This is a genomic window from Achromobacter sp. ACM03, assembly GCF_014851665.1.
Taxonomy (GTDB): Bacteria; Pseudomonadota; Gammaproteobacteria; order Burkholderiales; family Burkholderiaceae_B; genus Achromobacter; species Achromobacter aegrifaciens.
On sequence record NZ_JACVAD010000004.1, the window covers coordinates 349,365 to 369,293 of the forward strand.

General features: G+C 66.0%; 21 protein-coding genes. 9 read left to right on the top strand and 12 right to left on the bottom strand.

Annotated elements, in window-relative coordinates; all coding sequences use genetic code 11:
* Positions 1-8 precede the first annotated feature (8 nt).
* The 4 genes from IB257_RS20920 to IB257_RS20935 form a co-directional block, all read right to left on the bottom strand.
* Positions 9-1,091: an NAD(P)H-dependent glycerol-3-phosphate dehydrogenase gene (locus IB257_RS20920; RefSeq protein ID WP_054457723.1), complete on the bottom strand. Its 1,083-nt coding sequence runs from the start codon at positions 1,089-1,091 to the stop codon at positions 9-11.
* 94 nt (positions 1,092-1,185) lie between these two features.
* A complete protein-coding gene (secB, locus tag IB257_RS20925) occupies positions 1,186-1,716 on the bottom strand; it encodes a protein-export chaperone SecB (RefSeq protein WP_054457722.1) in 531 nt (176 codons plus the stop codon).
* Positions 1,717-1,756: 40 nt separating this feature from the next.
* On the bottom strand, positions 1,757-2,014 hold the full coding sequence (gene grxC / locus IB257_RS20930; RefSeq protein WP_054457721.1) for a glutaredoxin 3: 258 nt from the start codon (positions 2,012-2,014) through the stop codon (positions 1,757-1,759).
* A gap of 51 nt (positions 2,015-2,065) precedes the next feature.
* A complete protein-coding gene (locus IB257_RS20935) occupies positions 2,066-2,488 on the bottom strand; it encodes a rhodanese-like domain-containing protein (protein ID WP_059378185.1) in 423 nt (140 codons plus the stop codon).
* 162 nt (positions 2,489-2,650) lie between these two features.
* On the opposite strand from IB257_RS20935, the gene gpmA reads away from it, so the two are divergent.
* The 7 genes from gpmA (at position 2,651) to IB257_RS20970 (ending at position 10,813) form a co-directional block, all read left to right on the top strand.
* Entirely contained in the window at positions 2,651-3,403 is a 753-nt protein-coding gene (gene gpmA, locus IB257_RS20940) for a 2,3-diphosphoglycerate-dependent phosphoglycerate mutase (RefSeq protein ID WP_054457719.1), read from the top strand.
* Between the two features lie 7 nt (positions 3,404-3,410).
* Positions 3,411-5,030: a murein hydrolase activator EnvC gene (locus IB257_RS20945; protein ID WP_192492745.1), complete on the top strand. Its 1,620-nt coding sequence runs from the start codon at positions 3,411-3,413 to the stop codon at positions 5,028-5,030.
* Between the two features lie 59 nt (positions 5,031-5,089).
* Positions 5,090-6,535, top strand: coding sequence for a S41 family peptidase (locus IB257_RS20950; RefSeq protein WP_054457717.1), 1,446 nt, complete (start codon positions 5,090-5,092; stop codon positions 6,533-6,535).
* The gene (locus tag IB257_RS20955; RefSeq protein ID WP_054457716.1) at positions 6,532-7,287 is read left to right on the top strand and encodes a molybdopterin-synthase adenylyltransferase MoeB; all 756 of its coding nucleotides are present in this window, start codon (positions 6,532-6,534) and stop codon (positions 7,285-7,287) included. Before IB257_RS20950 ends, IB257_RS20955 begins: the two co-directional genes overlap by 4 nt.
* Positions 7,288-7,394: 107 nt before the next feature.
* Complete coding sequence (locus IB257_RS20960) at positions 7,395-8,582, top strand: GGDEF domain-containing protein (RefSeq protein WP_192492746.1); 1,188 nt, start codon at positions 7,395-7,397, stop codon at positions 8,580-8,582.
* Positions 8,583-8,684: 102 nt separating this feature from the next.
* Positions 8,685-9,404 carry a FadR/GntR family transcriptional regulator gene (locus IB257_RS20965; protein ID WP_175182281.1) on the top strand — a complete coding sequence of 240 codons (720 nt, stop codon included), beginning with the start codon at positions 8,685-8,687 and terminating at the stop codon, positions 9,402-9,404.
* Positions 9,401-10,813, top strand: coding sequence for an FAD-binding oxidoreductase (locus tag IB257_RS20970; protein WP_054457713.1), 1,413 nt, complete (start codon positions 9,401-9,403; stop codon positions 10,811-10,813). Before IB257_RS20965 ends, IB257_RS20970 begins: the two co-directional genes overlap by 4 nt.
* 990 nt (positions 10,814-11,803) lie before the next feature.
* Here IB257_RS20970 and thiC read toward each other — a convergent pair.
* The gene (thiC, locus tag IB257_RS20975; RefSeq protein ID WP_192354765.1) at positions 11,804-13,717 is read right to left on the bottom strand and encodes a phosphomethylpyrimidine synthase ThiC; all 1,914 of its coding nucleotides are present in this window, start codon (positions 13,715-13,717) and stop codon (positions 11,804-11,806) included.
* 373 nt (positions 13,718-14,090) lie between these two features.
* On the opposite strand from thiC, the gene IB257_RS20980 reads away from it, so the two are divergent.
* Positions 14,091-14,651, top strand: coding sequence for a hypothetical protein (locus IB257_RS20980; protein ID WP_054457711.1), 561 nt, complete (start codon positions 14,091-14,093; stop codon positions 14,649-14,651).
* A gap of 112 nt (positions 14,652-14,763) precedes the next feature.
* Here the strand turns inward: IB257_RS20980 and nadS are convergent, their stop codons facing one another.
* The 3 genes from nadS to IB257_RS20995 form a co-directional block, all read right to left on the bottom strand.
* Positions 14,764-15,054, bottom strand: coding sequence for a NadS family protein (nadS, locus tag IB257_RS20985; protein ID WP_119450206.1), 291 nt, complete (start codon positions 15,052-15,054; stop codon positions 14,764-14,766).
* 1 nt (position 15,055) lies between these two features.
* Complete coding sequence (locus IB257_RS20990; protein WP_192492791.1) at positions 15,056-15,358, bottom strand: type II toxin-antitoxin system RelE/ParE family toxin; 303 nt, start codon at positions 15,356-15,358, stop codon at positions 15,056-15,058.
* Between the two features lie 81 nt (positions 15,359-15,439).
* Positions 15,440-15,892, bottom strand: a complete 453-nt coding sequence (locus IB257_RS20995; protein WP_054457708.1) for a helix-turn-helix domain-containing protein — start codon at positions 15,890-15,892, stop codon at positions 15,440-15,442.
* A gap of 79 nt (positions 15,893-15,971) precedes the next feature.
* Between IB257_RS20995 and IB257_RS21000 the strand changes: the two genes are divergently transcribed.
* Complete coding sequence (locus IB257_RS21000; RefSeq protein ID WP_192492747.1) at positions 15,972-16,682, top strand: response regulator transcription factor; 711 nt, start codon at positions 15,972-15,974, stop codon at positions 16,680-16,682.
* Here the strand turns inward: IB257_RS21000 and proB are convergent.
* From proB to rplU, 4 genes are all read right to left on the bottom strand, one after another.
* A complete protein-coding gene (gene proB, locus IB257_RS21005) occupies positions 16,651-17,787 on the bottom strand; it encodes a glutamate 5-kinase (RefSeq protein ID WP_054457706.1) in 1,137 nt (378 codons plus the stop codon). The genes IB257_RS21000 and proB overlap by 32 nt on opposite strands.
* Before the next feature lie 56 nt (positions 17,788-17,843).
* Positions 17,844-18,980, bottom strand: a complete 1,137-nt coding sequence (obgE, locus tag IB257_RS21010; RefSeq protein WP_054457705.1) for a GTPase ObgE — start codon at positions 18,978-18,980, stop codon at positions 17,844-17,846.
* Between the two features lie 191 nt (positions 18,981-19,171).
* The gene (gene rpmA, locus IB257_RS21015) at positions 19,172-19,432 is read right to left on the bottom strand and encodes a 50S ribosomal protein L27 (protein ID WP_006216229.1); all 261 of its coding nucleotides are present in this window, start codon (positions 19,430-19,432) and stop codon (positions 19,172-19,174) included.
* 34 nt (positions 19,433-19,466) lie between these two features.
* Positions 19,467-19,778 (bottom strand): 50S ribosomal protein L21, encoded by a 312-nt coding sequence (gene rplU, locus IB257_RS21020; protein ID WP_006216228.1) that lies wholly within the window; start codon positions 19,776-19,778, stop codon positions 19,467-19,469.
* Positions 19,779-19,929 lie beyond the last annotated feature (151 nt).

Genomic DNA, 19,929 nt, shown 5'->3' on the forward strand with positions numbered 1-19,929 from the left:
GGGGCGGCTCAGCGGGGCCGGTTGTCCGGCGACGCGTCCGGCTGGCTGGCTATCCCGCTTTCGTAGCGGGCGTCGCGCGCCAACAGGGCGGACACGGCCGTCATTGGGGCCACGCCGTCGAACAGCACGGCGCAGACGGCTTCGGTGATGGGCAGTTCGACCCCGATGGCGCGGGCGCGGTCCAGCGCGGCGCGCGCGCAGCGCACGCCTTCGGCCGTGATGCCGCTGGCCAGGATGTCGGCCAGCTTGCGCCCGGCGCCGATCTCCAGGCCCACGCGGCGGTTGCGCGACAGCTCGCCTGTCGCGGTCAGGACCAGGTCGCCCAGGCCGGTCAGCCCGGCGAAGGTCTCGGCCTGCGCGCCCAGCGCCACGCCGAAGCGGGTCATCTCGGCCAGGCCGCGGGTGATCAGCGCGGCGCGGGCATTGGTGCCCAGGGCCAGGCCGTCGCCAATGCCGCAGGCGACCGCGATCACGTTTTTCAGCGCGCCGCCCACTTCCACGCCCACCAGGTCGGTGCTGGCGTAGACGCGCAGCGCCGCGCCGTGGAAGGCGGCAGTGGTGGCATCGCGCAAGGCGGGGCTGTCGCTGGCCACGGTCAGCGCGACCGGCAGGCCCTGCGCGACTTCGCGCGCGAACGAGGGGCCCGACAATGCGCCGCCGGTGGCGCCAGGCAGGGCCTCGCGCATGATTTCATGGGGCAGCCTGGCCGTGTCGGCTTCAAAGCCCTTGCACGTCCAGACGATGGGAGTGTCCTGCAATCCCAGCGCGGGCAGCCGGCGGGACAGCTCGCCGCAGATGGCGGTCAAGCCGGCCACGGGCACGCCCAGTACGATCAGCCGGCGCGCGCCGTCTTCTTGCAGGCTGCGCAGCGTGGCGTCGAGATCGGAGGAGATATTCAGTGCCTGCGGCAGGGCGATGCCCGGCAGGTAGCGCGCGTTTTCGTGCGAGGCGGCCATGTCGGCGGCCTGCGCGGCATCGCGCGCCCAGAGTACGGTGGCGTGGCGGCGGCTGGCAGCCGCCGCCAGCGCGGTGCCCCAACTTCCCGCACCCAGGACGGCGACGCGCAGGCGTGGCTCGATGGGATTTTTCATCGCCGAGCCGCCTCAAGATGAAAAGCGCCCCCACGGGGGGCAGCAAGCCGAAGGCGCAGCGTGGGGGCTCTTTTCATTGGACGCCGCGGCTGCTTTACTGGCGGGTCGCGCCGGGGGGCAGGATGATGCCCGAGTCGCTGCCGTTGCCGTTGGCGGCGCTTTGCTGCTGTTGCAGCTCGGCCAGGCGCTGCTCGTACAGGGCCTGGAAGTTCACTTCGGTCAGGTGCAGCGGCGGCATCGAGGTGCGGGTGATCGCGTCGGCGATGTTGGCGCGCAGGTAGGGGTACAGCATGGTCGGGCAGACGATGCCCAGCAGCGGGTCGAGCTGTTCTTCGGGGATGTTGGCGGCCTCGAAGATGCCGGCTTGCGTGCCTTCGACCAGGTACACGACCTTTTCATTGATGCGGGTGGTGACGGTGACGGTAACCGTGGTTTCGAACACGGTTTCAGCCAGGCGCTGGCCACCCACGGTGATGCTTACCTCGACCTGGGGCGCTTCCTGTTCCAGGAAGACGTGGGGCGCATTCGGCATTTCCAGCGAAAGGTCTTTCAGGTAGACGCGCTGCAGATTGAACGAGGGCGCGTTGCCGCCTTCTTGCTGGGTGTTTTGGTCTTGATCAGCCATGAGTGTTTCCGTTGGTGGGAGGGGCAAAAAGGGAGGCGATTTAGCTGGCCAGCATGGGGGCAAGGCCACCCGAGCGGTCCAGGGCCATCAGGTCGTCGCAACCGCCGACGTGGGTATCGCCGATGAAGATCTGCGGGACGGTGCGCCGGCCGGTGCGTTCGATCATGACGTCGCGCTGGGACGGGTCCCGGTCGATCTGGATGATTTCCAGGTCGGTCACGCCGCGCTGCTCCAGCAGGGCTTTGGCGCGGGCGCAATAGGGACAATAGTCCTTGCTGTACATGACGACTTTATTCATGGGCGCTCCTGTGAGTACAAGAATAGGTAGATGGGGGCGCGGCCCCAGGCTTCAACCCTTCTGGGTCACGGGCAGGCTGGCGGCCGACCAGGCGCGCATGCCGCCTTCCAGCGGCACGACATCGGCGAAACCCTGGGCGCGCAGCTTGGCGGCGGCGCGGGCAGAATCGCGGCCATTGTCGCAAACCACGACCAGCGGCTTGTTCTTGGGCAGCGAGGCGGCCTTTTGCTCCAGATCGGCCGCCGGCACGTTGCGGGCCTGGGCGATGTGGCCGGCCTGGAACTGTTCGGCGGGACGGACGTCGACCCATACGGCCTGGCGCTGGTTGACCATCTGGATGGCCTCGGTCGTGCTCACGGCCGAACCGGTGCGGCCTTTGCGCAGGGCGGGGATGGCCAGCATGATGCCGGAGATCACGGCAACGGCGACGATGAAGACGTTGTTTTTATCGATCAAGAATTGCAAAAGGTCCACGGGGCATCCTGAAGTGCGGCGACTAGCCTGGTATAGGCGAACCCTGATGCGCCGCGCCGCAGAAATGGGCGGGTGCGCCGGGGCAAAATCAAGGGCAAAATCGCTCAATTATAAAATGAGCGCATTCCTTCACTTTAACCCGCGTTACAAGCGTCCCAAATCATGCACAAACTCGTTCTGATGCGCCACGGCGAAAGCCAGTGGAATCTGGAAAACCGCTTCACCGGTTGGACCGACGTCGACCTCACCGAGACCGGCCGCGAACAGGCCCGCAAGGCCGGCGAACTGCTCAAGAAAGAAGGCTTCACCTTCGATCTGGCCTACTCGTCGCTGCTCAAGCGCGCCATCCGCACCCTGTGGATCGCCCTGGACGCCATGGACGCCATGTACACCCCGGTCGGCGTGACCTGGCGCCTGAACGAACGTCACTACGGCGCGCTGCAAGGCTTGAACAAGGCCGAAACCGCCGCCAAGTACGGCGACGAGCAAGTGCTGATCTGGCGCCGCGCCTACGCCATCGCCCCGGAACCGCTGGCGCTGGACGACGAACGCCACCCGCGTTTCGACAAGCGCTACGCCAAGGTGCCGGCCGACCAGCTGCCCGCCACCGAATGCCTGAAGGACACCGTGGCCCGCGTGCTGCCGTTCTGGAACGAATCCATCGCTCCGGCCATCCGCGCCGGCCGCAATGTCCTGATCGCCGCCCATGGCAACAGCCTGCGCGCCCTGATCAAGCACCTGGACAACGTGTCGGACGAAGACATCGTCAACCTGAACATTCCCACCGGCCAGCCGCTGGTGTACGAATTGGATGATGACCTGCGCCCGATCCGCCACTATTATCTGGGCGATGCCGCCGAGATCGAGGCGGCCATGGCTGCGGTGGCAGCCCAGGGCAAGGCTAAGAAGGACTGATATTCCTATGCGTCGCGCGGCAGGATTGTTGTTGGCGGTCATGTTGACCGGTGGGGCGCTGTCGGCTCACGCCGCGCCCAACGACCTTGCCGGCCGCCAGTCCGACGCGGAAAAGCAGCAGGCCGCCTTGCGCGACCGCATCGAGAACCTGCAAAAGGATATCGATGACCGCGAGGCCGCCCGCAAGGAAGCCGCCGACGCGCTCAAGCAGTCCGAGTCGGCGATTTCCAAGATCAACCTGCGCCTGCGGGAGCTGGCCGAGGCCAACCGCCAGGCGCAGGCCGACCTGACCGGCCTGGAAAAGCAGATCGGCGCCCAGCAGGCGGTGCTGGCCAAGCGCCGCACCGAACTGGCCGAACAGCTGCGCACCCAGTACACCAGCGGCCTGTCGCCCTGGACCGCCCTGTTGTCGGGCGACGATCCCCAGGTGCTGGGGCGCAACCTGGGCTATCTGGATTATGTGTCGCAGGCCCGCGCCCAGGCCGTGCAGGCCCTGCGCGAGGACATCGAGCGCCTGGCCGCCCTGCAGGGACGCGCCGACGCCCGCCGCGCGGAAATCGAAAAAGTCGTGGCCGAGACCTCCGAGCAGAAGACCGCGCTGGTCGGTCAGCAAAAAGAGCGCGCCACGCTGCTGGCCCAGCTGGAAGGGCAGATCGCCGCCCAGCGCGCCGAAGCCAACAAGCTGGGCCGAGATGATCAGCGCCTGTCGCGGCTCATCACCGATCTGGACGCGGCCATCGCCAAGCAGATCGAGGACGCCCGCCGCGCCGAGGAAGCGCGCAAGCGGGCCGAGGAAGTACGTCGCGCGGAAGAAGCGCGCCGCGCCGCCGAGGAAGCCAAAAAACGCGCCGATGCCGAGCGCCGCGCCGCCGAGGACGCCCGCAAGAAGGCCGAGGCTGACCGCAAGCTGGCTGCCGATAACGCCAAGCAGGCCGCCGACAATGCCAAGCGCGAGCGTGACGCCCGCGATGCCCGCGATGCCGCCCAGGCGCGCGAACAGGTCGAAGCCGCCTCGCGCCAGAACCGCGGTCCCGTGGCCGTGGCCGATCCGGATGCCGCCGGACTGCGCCCGGCCGAGCAGAAACAGTCGCGGCTGACCACGCCCGAGCCGCCGCCTCAGGCCAAGCCCGCGGAACCGCCCAGGAAGGCGGAACCTATAGAGGAAAAACCCGCTCCAAGCCGTAGCGAGCCTGCGCAGCAAACCCAGACCGCGCGCGCCGCGCCGGCGGTGGGCGGCGGCAACGGCTTGCGCCACGGGCTGTCCATGCCGGTGCGCGGCCAGGTGCAGGGGCGCTTCGGGGTCGACCGTCCGGATGGCGGCGTATGGCGCGGCGTGGTGCTGCGCGCGGCCGAAGGCACGCCGGTCAAGGTGGTGGCCCCCGGCACGGTGGTCTACGCCGATTGGCTGCGGGGTTTTGGCAACCTCATCATTGTGGATCATGGGCAGCAATACCTGACCGTCTATGCTTACAACCAAAGTCTGCTCAAACGGGTGGGAGATTCGGTGACGGGTGGCGATACCATCGCCACGGTCGGGGCGACCGGCGGCCAAGTGGAATCCGGCCTATACTTTGAAATTCGCCATCGTGGCGCTCCTGTGGATCCGGCACAATGGCTGGCGCAGTAGATTGATGTCGTTGGTAATTACCAAACCCCATCGGCGAAAACAAAATTCGGGAAGTGTGCATGGGCACTCGTAAGTTTCGCGGTTTCGGTCTGATTGCCATCGGTGCGGTGGCTGGTGTGTTGCTCAGCGTAGGCGTGACCGCGGTCGCCCAGCGCGGCAGCCCTCTGCCACTGGACGAACTCAGGCAGCTGAGCAATGTGTTCGCCGCCATCAAGAACAACTACGTCGAGGCCGTCGACGACAAGACCCTGATCGACAATGCCATCTCCGGCATGGTGTCGAACCTCGACCCGCACTCGGCCTACCTGGACGCCGATGCCTTCCGCGAAATGCAGACGGCCACGCAAGGCGAGTTCGGCGGCCTGGGCATCGAGGTCGGCGCGGAAGACGGCTTCGTGAAGGTCATCTCGCCCATCGAAGACACGCCCGCGGCCCGCGCCGGCGTGATGGCTGGCGACCTCATTATCAAGATCGACGACACGCCCACCAAAGGCATGACGCTCAACGATGCCGTCAAGCTGATGCGTGGCGCGCCCAAGTCGCCGATCACGCTGACCATCATGCGCGCCGACCGTCCGCAGCCCATCGTGCTGAAGATCGTGCGCGACATCATCAAGGTGCGCAGCGTGCGCAGCAAGATGCTGGACAACGGCATCGGCTACGTCCGCGTCGCCCAGTTCCAGGAAAAGACCGGCGCCGACCTGGCCAAGCAATTGAAGGACCTCGGCGCCAAGGAAGCCCCCAAGGGCCTGGTGCTGGACCTGCGCAACGACCCGGGCGGCCTGCTGACCAGCGCCATCGGCGTGTCCGGCGCGTTCCTGCCGCCCGACTCGGTGGTGGTGACCACCGACGGCCGTACTCCGGACGCCCGCCACAAGTACCTGGCCACGCCTTCGGAATACGCCCGCGGCGAAAGCAACTACCTGGCCGGCCTGCCGGCCTGGACCAAGACCGTGCCGATGGTGGTGCTGGTGAACGTGGGCTCCGCCTCGGCGTCCGAGATCGTGGCCGGCGCGCTGCAGGACCACAAGCGCGCCAAGGTCCTGGGCAACCGCACCTTCGGCAAGGGCTCGGTGCAGGTGATCCTGCCGCTGTCCGAAACCACTGCGGTCAAGCTGACCACCTCGCGCTACTTCACCCCGAGCGGCCGCTCGATCCAGGCCACCGGCATCGAACCCGACTACGTCGTGGCCGACACCGCCGAAGGCGACCTGTTCCGCCTGCCGCGCGAAGCCGACCTGCAGCGCCACCTGTCCAACCAGCAGACGGCCAACGAAGTGAAGTCCAGCGCCGGCGAAGACAACGCCGATGTGCCGGCCAAGGTGTTCGAATTCGGCGGCAAGGACGACTTCCAGCTGCAACAGGCCCTGAACGTGCTGGCCGGCAAGCCGGTGCAGAAGGGTTCGGCCCGCGCCCAGGCCAAGGCTGATGCCAAGGCCGGCGGTGGTACGCCCCAGCGCATGAAGATCACGCCGACCGGAGTCGAGCCCAGCAAGGACAAATGAACGACGAGCAACTGCTGCGCTACGCCCGCCACATCCTGCTCGACGAGCTGGGAATCGAAGGGCAGGAAAAACTGCTGGCGGCGCGTGTGCTCATCGTGGGGGCGGGCGGACTGGGTTCCCCCGCCGCGCTCTATCTGGCCACTGCCGGCGTGGGCGACATCACCCTGGCCGATGACGATGTCGTCGAGCTGAGCAACCTGCAACGCCAGATCCTGCACACCACCGCCAGCGTCGGCCGCCACAAGGCCGAGTCGGGGCGGGACATGTTGGCGGCCTTCAATCCGCAGACTCGGGTCCATGCCCGCGTCGAGCGCCTGGAAGGCCAGGCCCTGTCCGACGCCGTCGCCCAGGCGGACCTGGTGCTGGACTGCACCGACAACTTCACCACCCGCCACGCCATCAACCGTGCCTGCGTGCAGCACCGCAAGCCACTGGTATCGGGCGCGGCCATACGCTTCGACGGCCAGGTCAGCGTCTATGACCTGCGCGACGACAACGCGCCCTGTTACCACTGCCTGTTCCCGGAAGCGGACGACGTCGAGCAAGCCAATTGCGCCACGATGGGCGTGTTCGCCCCGGTCGTCGGCATCATCGGCAGCATGCAGGCCGCAGAGGCCCTGAAACTGCTGTCCGGGGTGGGCGAAAGCCTGTCCGGCCGCCTGCTGTGGCTGGACGTGCGCACCATGCAATGGCGCAGCGTCAACGTCCAGCGCGACCCGGAATGCGCCGTCTGCGGCCATCGCGGGCACTGATTTCCTGTCCGGGATTGGCCCCGCGGACAATATTAAAGGCTTGAAATACCTGCTATAACGCCAGCCAGCCTACCCGAAAGCGGGTAGATGGCCAGGGACGTGACCGCGTGGATACAGCACTGAAGTTCAGTTTGCCCAAATGGCGCCTGACGCGTTGGCTGACGCATTCCGGGCACGACACCCCTGCGGACATCCGTTCGGCCCTGATCGCCAGCTTGTTCGGCACGCTGCCCATTTTTGCCGGCGGCGTCATCAACACCCTCATGATTTCCGGCGTGGTCGCCTGGCGCCGCCCCGAGCCGCTGTACCTGTCCTGGCTGGCGATGGAGGTGATACTGGCCCTGGTCCGCGTGCTGATCCTGCGGTCCGCCTTGCGCGCCGCGCCCAAGGGCGGCAATACCCATACCGATATCTACATCCTGCTGGCGCTGCTGTGGGCGTTCAGCGTGGGCTACGGCGTCTTCGTCACCTTCATCAACGGCGACTGGCTGGCCGCCACCCTGGCCGGCGTGTCCTGCGGGGCCATGGCCGGCGGCATCTGCTTCCGGAACTACGGCGCGCCGAGGCTGGTCGGCGCCATGATCTTCCTGAGCCTGGGGCCGATGTGCCTGGGCGCGGCCTTCACCGGCGAATACGTCACAGCCATCGTCTTCATCCAGATTCCGTTCTACCTGGTCAGCATGAGTGTCGCCTCGCACCGGCTCAACCGCATCCTGGTGTCGACCATGCTGGCCGAGCGCGACAGCGAACGCCGCGCCAGCGAAGACGCGCTGACCGGCCTGGCCAACCGCGCCGGCCTGCAGGCCGCGCTGGAGCGCGTCTGCGCCAGCGCGCGCGGCCAGGACAGTCCTGCGGCGCTGTTGTACATGGACATGGACGACTTCAAGCTCATCAACGACACCTACGGCCATGCTGCCGGCGACCAGGTGCTGATGACCATCGCCCAGCGCATGCGCTCCATGTTGCGGGTGGACGACGTGGCCGCGCGGATTGGTGGCGACGAGTTCATCGTGTTGGTGACCGGCATTGATGCCACGGCCGCGCTACGGCTGGGCGAGCACCTGCTGCATGACGCTTCCCAGCCGATCACGCTGGCGGATGGCACGCGGGTCAGTGTCGGCCTGTCCATCGGCATTTCCATTGTGTCCGGCGCCAACCGCAGTCCGGAAGCTGCCTTGCATTCCGCCGATGCCGCCCTCTACCGGGCCAAGGCGCAGGGCGGCCGCTGTTGCGCCGTGGCGGGGGCGGAAGAGGCCGAAAAGACCGTCCGGGACGACGAACCCGCCGTCGCCTGATCCGCCCGGTTCGCGTAATCCATCAAGCCTGAACCCGATCTGGAAGCGGCTTCTTTCTCAAAAGTTATCAGATAACCTGAGAAGTGTGCCTATAATGCCCGGATGCTGACCAAGAGCCTCACCCTGACCGAACAGGTCGCCCGCCAGATCGCCGCCGACATCGCCGGGGGCGCCTATCCCGTCGGCGCCAAGCTGCCGGCGGGTCGCGTGCTGGCCGAGCAATACGGCGTCAGCGCCGCGGTCATCCGCGAGGCCACCGAACGCCTGCGAGCCCAGGGTCTGATCCAGAGCCGGCAGGGTTCCGGCAGCACCGTGTTGTCGCGCACGGGCGCGCAGGGCTTCCAGCTTTCCGCCGGCATCGCCGTGGACCGCAAGCAGTTGGCCGGGGTCTACGAATTGCGCATGGAGCTGGAAGGCGGCGCGGCCGCGCTGGCTGCGCTGCGGCGCGACGATGCTGACCTGGCCGCCATGGCGCGCGCCCTGGCTGACCTGGGATCGCATCTGGAAGACCCGGAGCAGGGCGTGGAGCACGACATCGCCTTTCACCGCGCCATTGCCGCCGCCACGCACAACAGCTGCTACCAGGACCTGTTGCAGTACCTGAACCTGCAGCTCAGGCTGGCGGTCAGCACTGCGCGCAGCAACAGCCGCCTGCAGGCCGGTTTGACGGCCGCCGTGCACCAGGAGCACGTGGCCGTGTTCGAGGCCATCCGCGCGCGCGATCCCGAACGGGCGCGGCACGCCGCCGCCCGCCATCTGCAACAGGCGGCCAGCCGCCTGCAACTCGATCTCCTCTCTCCCGCCGCAAGGCAGACATCATGACCGCATCCGACTTTACGCAACGCCTGGTCCAGGCCCTGGGCCCCGATACCGTCATCACCGCCGAGGCCGACATTGCGCCCTGGCTGTCCGACTGGCGCGGCCTGTACAAGGGCAACGCGCAGGCGGTGGTGCGCCCGCGCACGACCGCCGAGGTCGCCACTTGCCTGGCGCTGTGCCAGGAGGCAGGCGTGCCGGTAGTGCCGCGCGGCGGCAACACCGGCCTGTGCGGTGGGGCCACGCCGGATGCCGCCGCGGGCAACGTGGTGCTGAGCCTGGACCGCATGAACGCCGTGCGCTCCATCGACACCATCGCCAACACCATGGTGGCCGAGGCGGGCGCGATCCTGGGCAATTTGCGCCGCGCCGCGCAGGACGCCGGCCGCCTGCTGCCGCTGAGCCTGGCCGCGGAAGACTCCAGCCAGATCGGCGGCAACGTTGCCACCAACGCCGGCGGCGTGAACGTGGTGCGTTATGGCATGGCGCGCGAACTGGTGCTGGGCCTGGAAGCGGTGCTGCCCACGGGCGAGATCTTCCACGGCCTGCGCACGCTGCGCAAGGACAACACCGGCTATGACCTCAAGCAATTGCTGATCGGCTCCGAAGGCACGTTGGGTGTCATTACCGCCGTCGCCTTGCGGCTGTTCCCGCGCACTGATGTGCGCTCGGTGGTGCTGGCCGCCGTCGAGTCGCCGGCGCAGGCCCTGCAACTGTTCGAGATCCTGTTCGAACAATGCGGTGCGCGGCTGCAGGCGTTCGAGTACTTCTCGGGCGACTGCCTGGATCTGGTGCTGGCGCACGCCGCGGGTGTGCAGGAACCTTTTGACCAGCGCTATCCGGCCTATGTGCTGGTGGAGCTGGCGGACACGGCCGATGAGGCCGCGCTCAATGGCCTTGTTGAAAACGTGATCGGCACGGCGCTGGAACGTGGCCTGTGCCTGGACGCAGCCGTGTCGGCGTCGCTGGCGCAATTGCAGGCGCTGTGGAAGCTGCGCGAGGAAATCTCCGAAGCCCAACGCGCCGACGGCCCGCACCTGAAGCACGACGTGTCGCTGCCGATCGAACGTATTCCCGACTTCATGGAATCCGCCGAGGCCCGCGTGCGCGCGCTGTACCCGGACATCCGCCCCTTCATCTTCGGCCACTTCGGCGACGGCAACCTGCACTACAACCTGTCGCGCCCGGCCGGAGCCGATCGCGACTGGGTGGCGGTGCATGGGGCGGCGATCACTGATGCGGTGCTGGACGAGGTCAATCGCTATGGCGGGAGCATTTCGGCAGAGCACGGGATCGGGCAGCTGAAGCGGGATCATTTCCTGCATAGCAAGGACGCGCTGGAGCTGCGGTTGATGCGGGAAATCAAGGCTGTATTGGATCCTGCGGGGATTATGAATCCGGGGAAGTTGCTGTAGTTTTTTTGGGGCGTTTTTGAGCGGGGCTTCGGCGGTGTGCATGAGCGAAGCGTCGTAGGCCGCACGGCGGTGCGGGCGGCATGGCGGCGAGCGCCCACGATTGCGGTCCGGAGCGTTCGCTCCGGACTGCCCCTTCGTCATCTTCGTCACCGCCTTCGGCGGTTCCTTCAGATTCCCTCGGGCGCATCGAGGTTGCTCGCCGCCATGCCGCCCGCACCGCCGTGCTACCTGCGTCTTGGCCTGTTGCGTCGCTAGAGCTGTGTTCAGTGGCGAGTCTTGCGGGGCCCGCTCATTGCGGCCGCCCGGGCGGCCGCAATGAGCATGCGCGCTTGCTTGCGTCGTGATGGGAGCGCTGGCGCGAATGCGACGAGCGGTTTGCTAGTGGTTGTCGCCGTTTTTTGGGGGGGCGGTGATGGGCGGCGCGCGTTGGACAGAAGCTTGCGCACGCAGATCCTCTCGCGCGCGCCGCCCATCCGGCGGCGGAGTTGAAATGACGACGTTTGCCGCCTCATGACGCTTCAGTAGGATGGGTGAAGCGAGAACCCCAAGCGTCCAGCGCACGTAGCCTGCGGGCAGATCCGTACGTACTTCACTCATCCTGCCCAATTTCACGCACTCACCACCAGCGCGCAGCGTCATCATCCGACGCGAGACACCGCGTAAGCCCCCAAAGGCCGCCCGCGCGGCCGGCCGGGGGCGGGCCCCGCAAGATCCTCGCCCACCCCCGCCGGTGGCGAAAACGCCAAGCAAACAGCTCGTCTCGGCGATCGTGAAAATTCAACAGACAGAGCACGGCGCGGCAGTGGCCTGCCGGGTGCGGGGCGTCGATAAGCCCGAGGGAATCGGAAGGGAAGGCCGTAGGCCTGGACGACGATGACGACGGGGCAGTCCGGAGCGAAGGCTCCGGACCGCAATCGTTGCCCCGCGCCCGGCAGGCCACTGCCGCGCCGTGCGCCTCAAGAACTCAACGCACACGCAGCAGCAAAAACATCACTGCCGATGATAAACCTCGGCTCCCTTCTTAACGAACTCGATGGACTTCTCCTCCATCCCCTTCTGCAACGCATCCTTCTCGCTAACCCCCTGAGCCGCCGCATAATCCCGCACGTCCTGGGTGATCTTCATCGAGCAGAAATGCGGTCCGCACATCGAGCAGAAGTGCGCCACCTTCATCGAATCCTTCGGCAGCGTTTCGTCGTGGAATTCCTTGGCCGTGTCCGGATCCAGTCCCAGGTTGAACTGGTCGTCCCAGCGGAACTCGAAGCGCGCCTTGGACAGCGCGTTGTCGCGGATTGCCGCGCCCGGGTGGCCCTTGGCCAGGTCCGCTGCGTGGGCTGCGATCTTGTACGTGATGATGCCGTCCTTCACGTCCTTCTTGTTCGGCAGGCCCAGGTGTTCCTTGGGCGTCACATAACAGAGCATCGCCGTGCCGTACCAGCCGATCAGCGCTGCGCCGATGCCCGAGGTGATGTGGTCGTAGCCGGGGGCGATGTCGGTGGTCAGGGGGCCCAGCGTGTAGAACGGCGCCTCGTGGCAGTGTTCCAGCTGCAGCTCCATGTTTTCCTTGATCATCTGCATCGGTACGTGGCCCGGCCCTTCGATCATGACCTGCACGTCATGCTTCCACGCCACCTGCGTCAGTTCGCCCAGCGTCTTCAGCTCGGCGAATTGCGCCTCGTCGTTGGCGTCGTATCCCGAACCCGGGCGCAGGCCGTCGCCCAGCGAGAAGCTGACGTCGTAGGCCTTCATGATTTCGCAGATTTCCTCGAAACGCTCGTACAGGAAACTTTCCTTGTGGTGCGCCAGGCACCACTTGGCCATGATCGAACCGCCGCGCGAGACGATGCCGGTCATGCGGTCGGCCGTCATCGGGATGAACGGCAGACGCACGCCCGCGTGGATGGTGAAGTAGTCCACGCCCTGTTCCGCCTGCTCGATCAGCGTGTCGCGGAAAATCTCCCAGGTCAGGTCCTCGGCCTTGCCGTCGACCTTCTCCAGCGCCTGGTAGATCGGCACGGTGCCGATCGGCACGGGCGAGTTGCGGATGATCCATTCGCGCGTTTCGTGGATGTGCTTGCCGGTGGACAGATCCATGACCGTGTCGCCGCCCCAGCGGATCGCCCAGGTCATCTTTTCCACTTCCTCGCCGATGCCGGAGCTGACGGCGGAGTTGCCGATGTTGGCGTTGATCTTCACCAGGAAGTTGCGGCCGATGGCCATCGGCTCCACTTCAGGGTGGTTGATGTTGGCGGGGATGATGGCACGGCCGCGCGCGATCTCGTCGCGCACGAACTCGGGCGTGATGGCCGCGGGAATCGAGGCGCCGAAGGACTGGCCGGGATGCTGGCGCAGCAGGCGCTTGACCATCTTTTCGCCATCGGGGCCGCTTTCGCGCAACGTCTGCAGGTAGTGTTCGCGGCGCAGGCTTTCGCGGATCGCCACGTATTCCATTTCTGGCGTGATGATGCCGCGGCGCGCGTAATGCATCTGCGACACGTTGGCGCCCGACTTGGCGCGGCGCGGCGGACGCTGCAGGTCAAAGCGCATGGCCGTCAGCTTGGGATCGGTCAGGCGTTCCTTGCCGTAGTCGCTGGTCGGGCCCGACAGCACTTCCGTGTCGCCGCGCTCTTCGATCCAGCCGCGGCGCAGTTCGGGCAGGCCGCGGCGGATGTCGATCTTGGCTTCGGGGTCGGTGTAGGGGCCGCTGCAGTCATAGACCGTCAGCGGCGGGTTCTTCTCGCCACCGAACATCGTCGGCGTATCGTCCTGCTCGATCTCGCGGAATGGCACGCGGATGTCGGGGCGCGAGCCCACTTCATACACGCGGCGGGATTTGGGCAGCGGTGCGACGGCCGCCGCGTCGACTTCGGCGGTAGCGGCCAGGAATTTGGGATTGGCGTTCATGGAAAGCTCCAAGCGAGTGGTTGGAGCCGATCGGGAAGGAATTCCCGCCGCGCGCGCAAAGACGCATGGCGGGAATACGGCTCCCAGCATCGGCATTATCCGTACTGGTACGAAGGGACTCTCTCAACACGTCCGGCCATGTAGGCGGGACGAGTACCCCTGCGCGAAAGCGAAGTATAGAGGCTGGCGCGCGTTCCGACGAATCGCGCGGCTGCTGCGCCGCGTCGGCCGGAGCAGGCGGGAGCTGGTATTACCGCTTTACAATTGGATTCAGACTATGGCGACACCGTCATTCAGGTTCGGTACACTTTTCCCCAGTGCCGGGGATGAAGTGCATCGCCTGGTCTTAGTCCACATTAAGAAGGAAACGAGCATGCAACTGACCCTACGCAAATTGGCGCCCGCCCTGGTAGTCGTGACGTTGGCGCTAGCGGGTTGCAAGACCGCCCCGACTAAGACGTCTGGCGACACCGCCACGCCGCAAGCAGGCCAAGAGGCCGCCAAGCCGGCAGCCGCGGCCTCGGTGGACTTCTACCTGGCGCAGAAGCAGCCTGGCGCAGGCATGCGCGAAATCGCGCTGCCTGACGGCAAGCTCTACATGCAGACCGTGCCTGTCCTGACGCGCGCCGACCTCACCGACGCCGCCGCGCTGGTGGACCGCCAGGGTCAGAACTTCGTCGGCCTGCGCTTCTCGGAAGCCGGCGCCCGCAAGCTCAATGACGTCAGCACCAAGAACGTCGGCAACATGCTGGCGCTCGTGATCGACCAGGAACTGGTCGCCGCTCCGCTGATCGGCGAACCGCTGAACCGCGGCGTGCTGGCCTTTGGCGTGGCCTCGGCCCAGGCCGCCTCGGAAATCGCCGCCAAGATCCGCGGCGACGCTGCCGTGCCGCCGGCTGGCGGCGCCGCTCCGGCTCCTGCTGCCAAGCCCTGAACAGCACAGCAAGCGACAAAAAAGCCCGGCATGCCGGGCTTTTTCATGGCCGCGCACAATGCGCGGGGGAAGGTTGATGAGGGCTTGGCGTCTTTTGCGCGGTCCCATGCGCCTAACGGTGCAGGGCGCGTAGCGCGATCTCAGGCTCGTTGGCCACGACTTTCAGCAGAGCAGCAGCTGGTCCGGTAGGAGACCGGCGCTTTTGCTCCCAGTTTTGCAAGGTGCGAACGCTGACCTGCAACGCCGCCGCAAACTCAGCTTGAGACAGCTTGGTCTGTTCGCGCACCCGCTTCACGTCCAGAGGATCAAGCGTGGATATTCTCGAAGGACGCGTCTCTCCCTTGCGTATCGCTGCCGCTTCTTTGAGACTCGCCTTCAAATCGGCGAATAACTGCCTGTCCATTTCACAAGTCCTTTACCAACGCCCGCAGTTCAGAAAGTTCCGCTGAGCTCAAGTTGTCCCGCACGTTCTTTGGGTAGGCCAACAGCATCAGAATCTGGTCGTCATCGGTGAGCCAGTAATAGATCACCCGTATCCCCCCGCTCTTGCCGATTCCCGGCCGCGCGTGGCGCACCTTTCGTATGCCGCCTCCGCCAGGAATCACATGGCCGCAGGCGGGATCCTCCAGCAGCATTTGCTGCAATTCACGATAACCATCATCTGGCAGCAGGGACGTGATTTGCCTACGTGCTTTACCGGGAGGCAGGGGCGCTACTGCGCGATATCTGTCACTGGGATGCGCTTGGCGGGCGCGCGCTTGCGCGAGGCCGGCAAAGATAGTTTGCGATCAGCCCAGCTTGCGGCCGCGCGTCTTGGCGCCGCGACGGACGAGGATGGTTTTTTCGATGTAGGCCTGCGTGATCGATTCAAGGATCAGGCGGTCGTCGGCCGTGAGCGATTCGAACTGCGAAGGCGAAATGTTGGGGAAGGGCCAGGGCGCCATCGGACGCGGCCGGCCGCCGGGACGCGGCACGGGTTCGGCCACGCCAGGCGCGGGCAGCGTGTTGCTGAGGTCGTAGCCTTCCACGGGAAGTTCCAGCGGGCCCTTGCCGGTTTCCAGCCATTCGACCTCGACCTTCAGGACCTGCGCCAGCTTGCGGGCCGAGCGGCTTGAGTGCCGCAGGCCGCTTTCGTAGCTGCCGATGGCGCTTTGCGAAATGCGCGCAAGACGAGCGAGGTCTTTCTGCGTGTGGCCACGCAGCAGGCGCGCATGCTTCAGTCGGTCTGAGAATGTTTTCACACCGGCGATTGAAGCTTGCTGGTCACGCGCTTTGGTGGTTATAAATATTACTTAAGTGATATTTATCAAAGGTGAGCGCATGGAGCAACGAGGCAGCGTCTTCGTCGTACGGCTCGACGCAACGGCGCGCGAGGATTTCGCCGAGGCTTTGCGTCTGATGCGTTGGCAGGTCCGCGTGTTCGATTTGTCCGCTGCCGTATTGGAACACTTGCAGGCGCAGGGCGCTGATGCCCTGGTACTTTTGGGAGGTATTAAGGGTGTGCCTGGCCTCATCGCCACGCTGCGCCGGGCGGCGCCCGCTGCGGCGGTGCTGTGGCAGGCCGCGGATGCCAGCGCGTCGGATCGCATTGCCGCGCTGGATGCGGGGGCGGACGTCTGTACCCCTGCGGGCATGGACGCGCTGGAATGGGACGCTCTGCTGCGCAATCTGTACCGGCGCGCGCCGTCGACCGCCTTGCCTTGGCGACTAGACCCGCACGTGGGCGCACTGGCGGGACCGGCTGGCGAGTTCCTGCCGTTGACGGTCACCGAGCGCGCTTTTTTTGTCCGCTTGTTGAGCGCGCCGGGCTACTGCCTGCGCCGGGAATGTTTTTTCCCTGCCGGTACGCGCAAGTCCATGGAAGGGGCGCGGCGGGTGGATGTGCTCTTGTCGCGGCTGCGTAGCAAGGCGCGCCGCCTCAATATCGACTTGCCCGTGCTTGCGGTGCGGGGATGGGGCTACATCCTGCTGCCCGAAGGCGCCGCAAGAGGGCAGGGTCTCAGAGCACTACCAGGTTATCCCGATGCATGAGTTCGGGTTCGGTCATGCTGCCCAGGATGCGCGCGATCTGCGACGAAGGCTGTCGCAGGATGCGGCGGGTGTCGGCCGATGAATAGTTGATCAGGCCACGGGCGCATTCTCGGCCCTGGCCGTCCACGCAGGCGACCACGTCGCCACGGCCGAACTCGCCTTCCACCTCGGTCACGCCGATGGGCAGCAGGCTCTTTCCTTCGCGCAGCAGCGCCTGCACGGCGCCGTCATCCAGCACCACGCGTCCGCGCAGGCGCAGGTGATCGGCCAGCCATTGCTTGCGCGCGGACCACACGGGCAGCACGGCGCGCAATTCGCTGCCGATGCACTCGCCCTGGGCCAGGCGCGTAAGCACATTGCGCTCGCGGCCCGATGCGATGACGGTATGCGCGCCGCTATGCGCCGCGCGCTTGGCCGCCAGCACCTTGGTCAGCATGCCGCCGGTGCCGATGCCGCTGCCCGCGCCGCCGGCCATGGCTTCCAGCGCGGGGTCGCCTGCCTGGGCATGCGACATGAACTTGGCGTCGGGATTCTTGCGCGGATCGGAGTCGTACAGGCCGCGTTGATCGGTCAGGATGATCAGCGTGTCGGCTTCGATCAGATTGGTGACCAGCGCGCCCAGGGTGTCGTTGTCGCCCAGCCGGATTTCGTCGGTGACGACCGTGTCGTTTTCGTTCACGATCGGCACCACGCCCAGGCGCAGCAGGGCGAACAGCGTGCTGCGCGCGTTCAGGTAGCGGTGGCGGTCGGCCAGGTCTTCGTGCGTCAGCAGGATTTGCGCGGTGCGCAGGCCGTATTCGGCGAAGGCCGCTTCGTAGGCCTGGCACAGGCCCATCTGGCCCACGGCCGCGGCTGCCTGCAGTTCGTGCATGACCGACGGGCGTTTGCGCCAGCCCAGGCGCGCCATGCCTTCGGCGATGGCGCCGCTGGAGACCAGCACGATCTGCTTGCCCTGCTTGTGCAGGGCGGCGATCTGCGCGGCCCAGTGCGCCACGGCGGCGCGGTCCAGGCCTCGGCCTTCGTTGGTGACCAGCGACGAGCCGACTTTGGCGACGAGACGCTGGGCGTTGGTGACGACGGAAACGGCGGGTGTTTCAGCAGACATGATGGCGGCCGGCTGCGGCGAGAAAAAGGCGTAATCGTAAGGACTGCGATTATGGCTTATTCGTCGTCGCCGCGCGGCGCGGGGCGCTGGTCGGCGGTCGAGCGCTTGTCGTCGAAGCGCGGGTCCGGCGCGACATAGTTCTCTTCGGCCTGGTCTTGCGACAGGTGTTCCTTTTCGCGTTCGGCGTCCAGGTAGTCCTGCAGCGCATAGATCAGGTCTTGCGTGCCTTCGCCCGACAGGCCGGAAATGCCGAACACCGGGCCCTTCCAGTCGTAGAGTTCAAGGAAGCGGCGCTTGGTGTCCTCGGGATCGGGCACCATGTCCAGCTTGTTCAGGACCAGCCAGCGCGGCTTGGCGGCCAGTTCCGGATCGTAGCGGCGCAGTTCCTCGACGATGGCGCGCGCGTCGACCACGGCCTGCTCGACCGGATCCGCGTCCGGGTCGGGCGTGGAGACGTCCACCAGATGCAGCAGCACGCGGGTGCGCGCCAGGTGGCGCAGGAACAGGTGGCCCAGGCCGGCGCCTTCGGAGGCGCCTTCGATCAGGCCGGGAATGTCGGCCACGACGAAGCTGCGCGACGGCGAGGTGCGCACCACGCCCAGGTTGGGGTGCAGCGTGGTGAAGGGGTAGTCCGCGATCTTCGGCTTGGCATTGGAAATGCGCGTGATCAGCGTGGACTTGCCGGCGTTGGGCAGGCCCAGCAGGCCCACGTCCGCAAGCACCTTCAGTTCCATGCGCAGGTAGCGGTGTTCGCCTTCCTTGCCGGGCGTCCACTGGCGGGGCGCGCGGTTCACGCTCGACTTGAAATGGATATTGCCCATGCCGCCCTGGCCGCCTGCGGCCAGCACCACCTTCTGGTCGTGCTGGTTGAGGTCGAACAGGATTTCGCCGGTGTCGGCGTCATGGATGATGGTGCCCACCGGCACGCGCAGCGTGATGTCCGGAGCGGCCGCGCCGTACTGGTCCGAGCCGCGGCCGTTTTCGCCGTTCTTGGCGCGGTGCAGGCGCGCATAGCGGTAGTCGATCAGCGTGTTGATGTTGCGGTCTGCCACGGCGTAGATGGTGCCGCCGCGTCCGCCGTCGCCGCCGTCCGGGCCGCCTCTGGGAATGAATTTTTCGCGGCGAAAGCTCGCCACGCCATTGCCGCCTTTGCCGGCGACGACTTCGATGGTGGCTTCGTCTACGAATTTCATGATGTCCGCGCGTGTAGTGGTAAGGAGTGGGGCGGGGCCGTCATTCGGCGCCGCCGGGAGGCAGGGGCCGGAACCGTCCGGCTGCTGCCCGAAATCTGGAAAAGCTTAAAACAAAAAAGCCCTGCCGCATGCGACAGGGCTTTTGCCGTTCTGGAACGCGGCGAACCGCGTTGCTGACCGTGCTGGTCCGATTACTCGGCAGCGACGATCGAAACGGTCTGCTTGTTCAACGCGCCCTTGAAGCCGAATTGAACCTTGCCGTCGATCAGCGCGAACAGGGTGTGATCCTTGCCCATGCCGACGTTCACGCCAGCGTGGAAGCGCGTGCCGCGCTGACGCACGATGATCGAACCAGCGGGAATCAATTCGCCGCCGAATGCCTTGACGCCCAGACGCTTCGATTCTGAGTCGCGTCCGTTCCGCGTAGAGCCGCCGCCCTTTTTCTGTGCCATGTTTAGCTCCTGCTAAGTGGTACCGAGTCGCTTCTTAAGCCGTGATGGCTTCGATGCGGATTTCGGTGTAGTTCTGACGGTGGCCCTGACGCTTCTGGTAGTGCTTGCGACGGCGCATCTTGAAGATCTTGACCTTGTCGTGGCGGCCTTGCGCAAGAACCGTTGCCTTGACCACGGCGCCGGAGACGAGGGGCGTGCCAACTTTCAGTTGGTCGCCTTCGCCCACGGACAGCACTTGGTCCAGGGTGATTTCTTGCCCAATGTCTGCCGGTATCTGTTCTATCTTGAGTTTTTCGCCAGCGGCAACGCGATACTGCTTGCCACCGGTTTTTACGACCGCGTACATGGGGGATTCCTTAAATAGGTAAATGGGTTCATCTGCGCTGCCTGCCCTGCTGGGCGGGATTGCCGCTCTGGCGGGCGCTTTCTTCTCCTGGCGCCAGAGCCTGGCAAGAGAGGGAAAGGCCTTGATGCCTGGGAAAGTAGAACCTTCCTTG

What these genes read in the sequence shown, in the direction of transcription:
- thiC (WP_192354765.1), bottom strand. Translation starts at nt 13,717, where the DNA reads ATGAACGCCAATCCCAAATTCCTGGCCGCTACCGCCGAAGTCGACGCG.
- IB257_RS20955 (WP_054457716.1), top strand. Translation starts at nt 6,532, where the DNA reads ATGAACGACGAGCAACTGCTGCGCTACGCCCGCCACATCCTGCTCGAC.
- proB (WP_054457706.1), bottom strand. Translation starts at nt 17,787, where the DNA reads ATGTCTGCTGAAACACCCGCCGTTTCCGTCGTCACCAACGCCCAGCGT.
- IB257_RS20920 (WP_054457723.1), bottom strand. Translation starts at nt 1,091, where the DNA reads ATGAAAAATCCCATCGAGCCACGCCTGCGCGTCGCCGTCCTGGGTGCG.
- IB257_RS21000 (WP_192492747.1), top strand. Translation starts at nt 15,972, where the DNA reads ATGGAGCAACGAGGCAGCGTCTTCGTCGTACGGCTCGACGCAACGGCG.
- rplU (WP_006216228.1), bottom strand. Translation starts at nt 19,778, where the DNA reads ATGTACGCGGTCGTAAAAACCGGTGGCAAGCAGTATCGCGTTGCCGCT.
- obgE (WP_054457705.1), bottom strand. Translation starts at nt 18,980, where the DNA reads ATGAAATTCGTAGACGAAGCCACCATCGAAGTCGTCGCCGGCAAAGGC.
- IB257_RS20950 (WP_054457717.1), top strand. Translation starts at nt 5,090, where the DNA reads ATGGGCACTCGTAAGTTTCGCGGTTTCGGTCTGATTGCCATCGGTGCG.
- nadS (WP_119450206.1), bottom strand. Translation starts at nt 15,054, where the DNA reads ATGGACAGGCAGTTATTCGCCGATTTGAAGGCGAGTCTCAAAGAAGCG.
- IB257_RS20965 (WP_175182281.1), top strand. Translation starts at nt 8,685, where the DNA reads ATGCTGACCAAGAGCCTCACCCTGACCGAACAGGTCGCCCGCCAGATC.
- rpmA (WP_006216229.1), bottom strand. Translation starts at nt 19,432, where the DNA reads ATGGCACAGAAAAAGGGCGGCGGCTCTACGCGGAACGGACGCGACTCA.
- grxC (WP_054457721.1), bottom strand. Translation starts at nt 2,014, where the DNA reads ATGAATAAAGTCGTCATGTACAGCAAGGACTATTGTCCCTATTGCGCC.
- secB (WP_054457722.1), bottom strand. Translation starts at nt 1,716, where the DNA reads ATGGCTGATCAAGACCAAAACACCCAGCAAGAAGGCGGCAACGCGCCC.
- IB257_RS20945 (WP_192492745.1), top strand. Translation starts at nt 3,411, where the DNA reads ATGCGTCGCGCGGCAGGATTGTTGTTGGCGGTCATGTTGACCGGTGGG.
- gpmA (WP_054457719.1), top strand. Translation starts at nt 2,651, where the DNA reads ATGCACAAACTCGTTCTGATGCGCCACGGCGAAAGCCAGTGGAATCTG.
- IB257_RS20970 (WP_054457713.1), top strand. Translation starts at nt 9,401, where the DNA reads ATGACCGCATCCGACTTTACGCAACGCCTGGTCCAGGCCCTGGGCCCC.
- IB257_RS20980 (WP_054457711.1), top strand. Translation starts at nt 14,091, where the DNA reads ATGCAACTGACCCTACGCAAATTGGCGCCCGCCCTGGTAGTCGTGACG.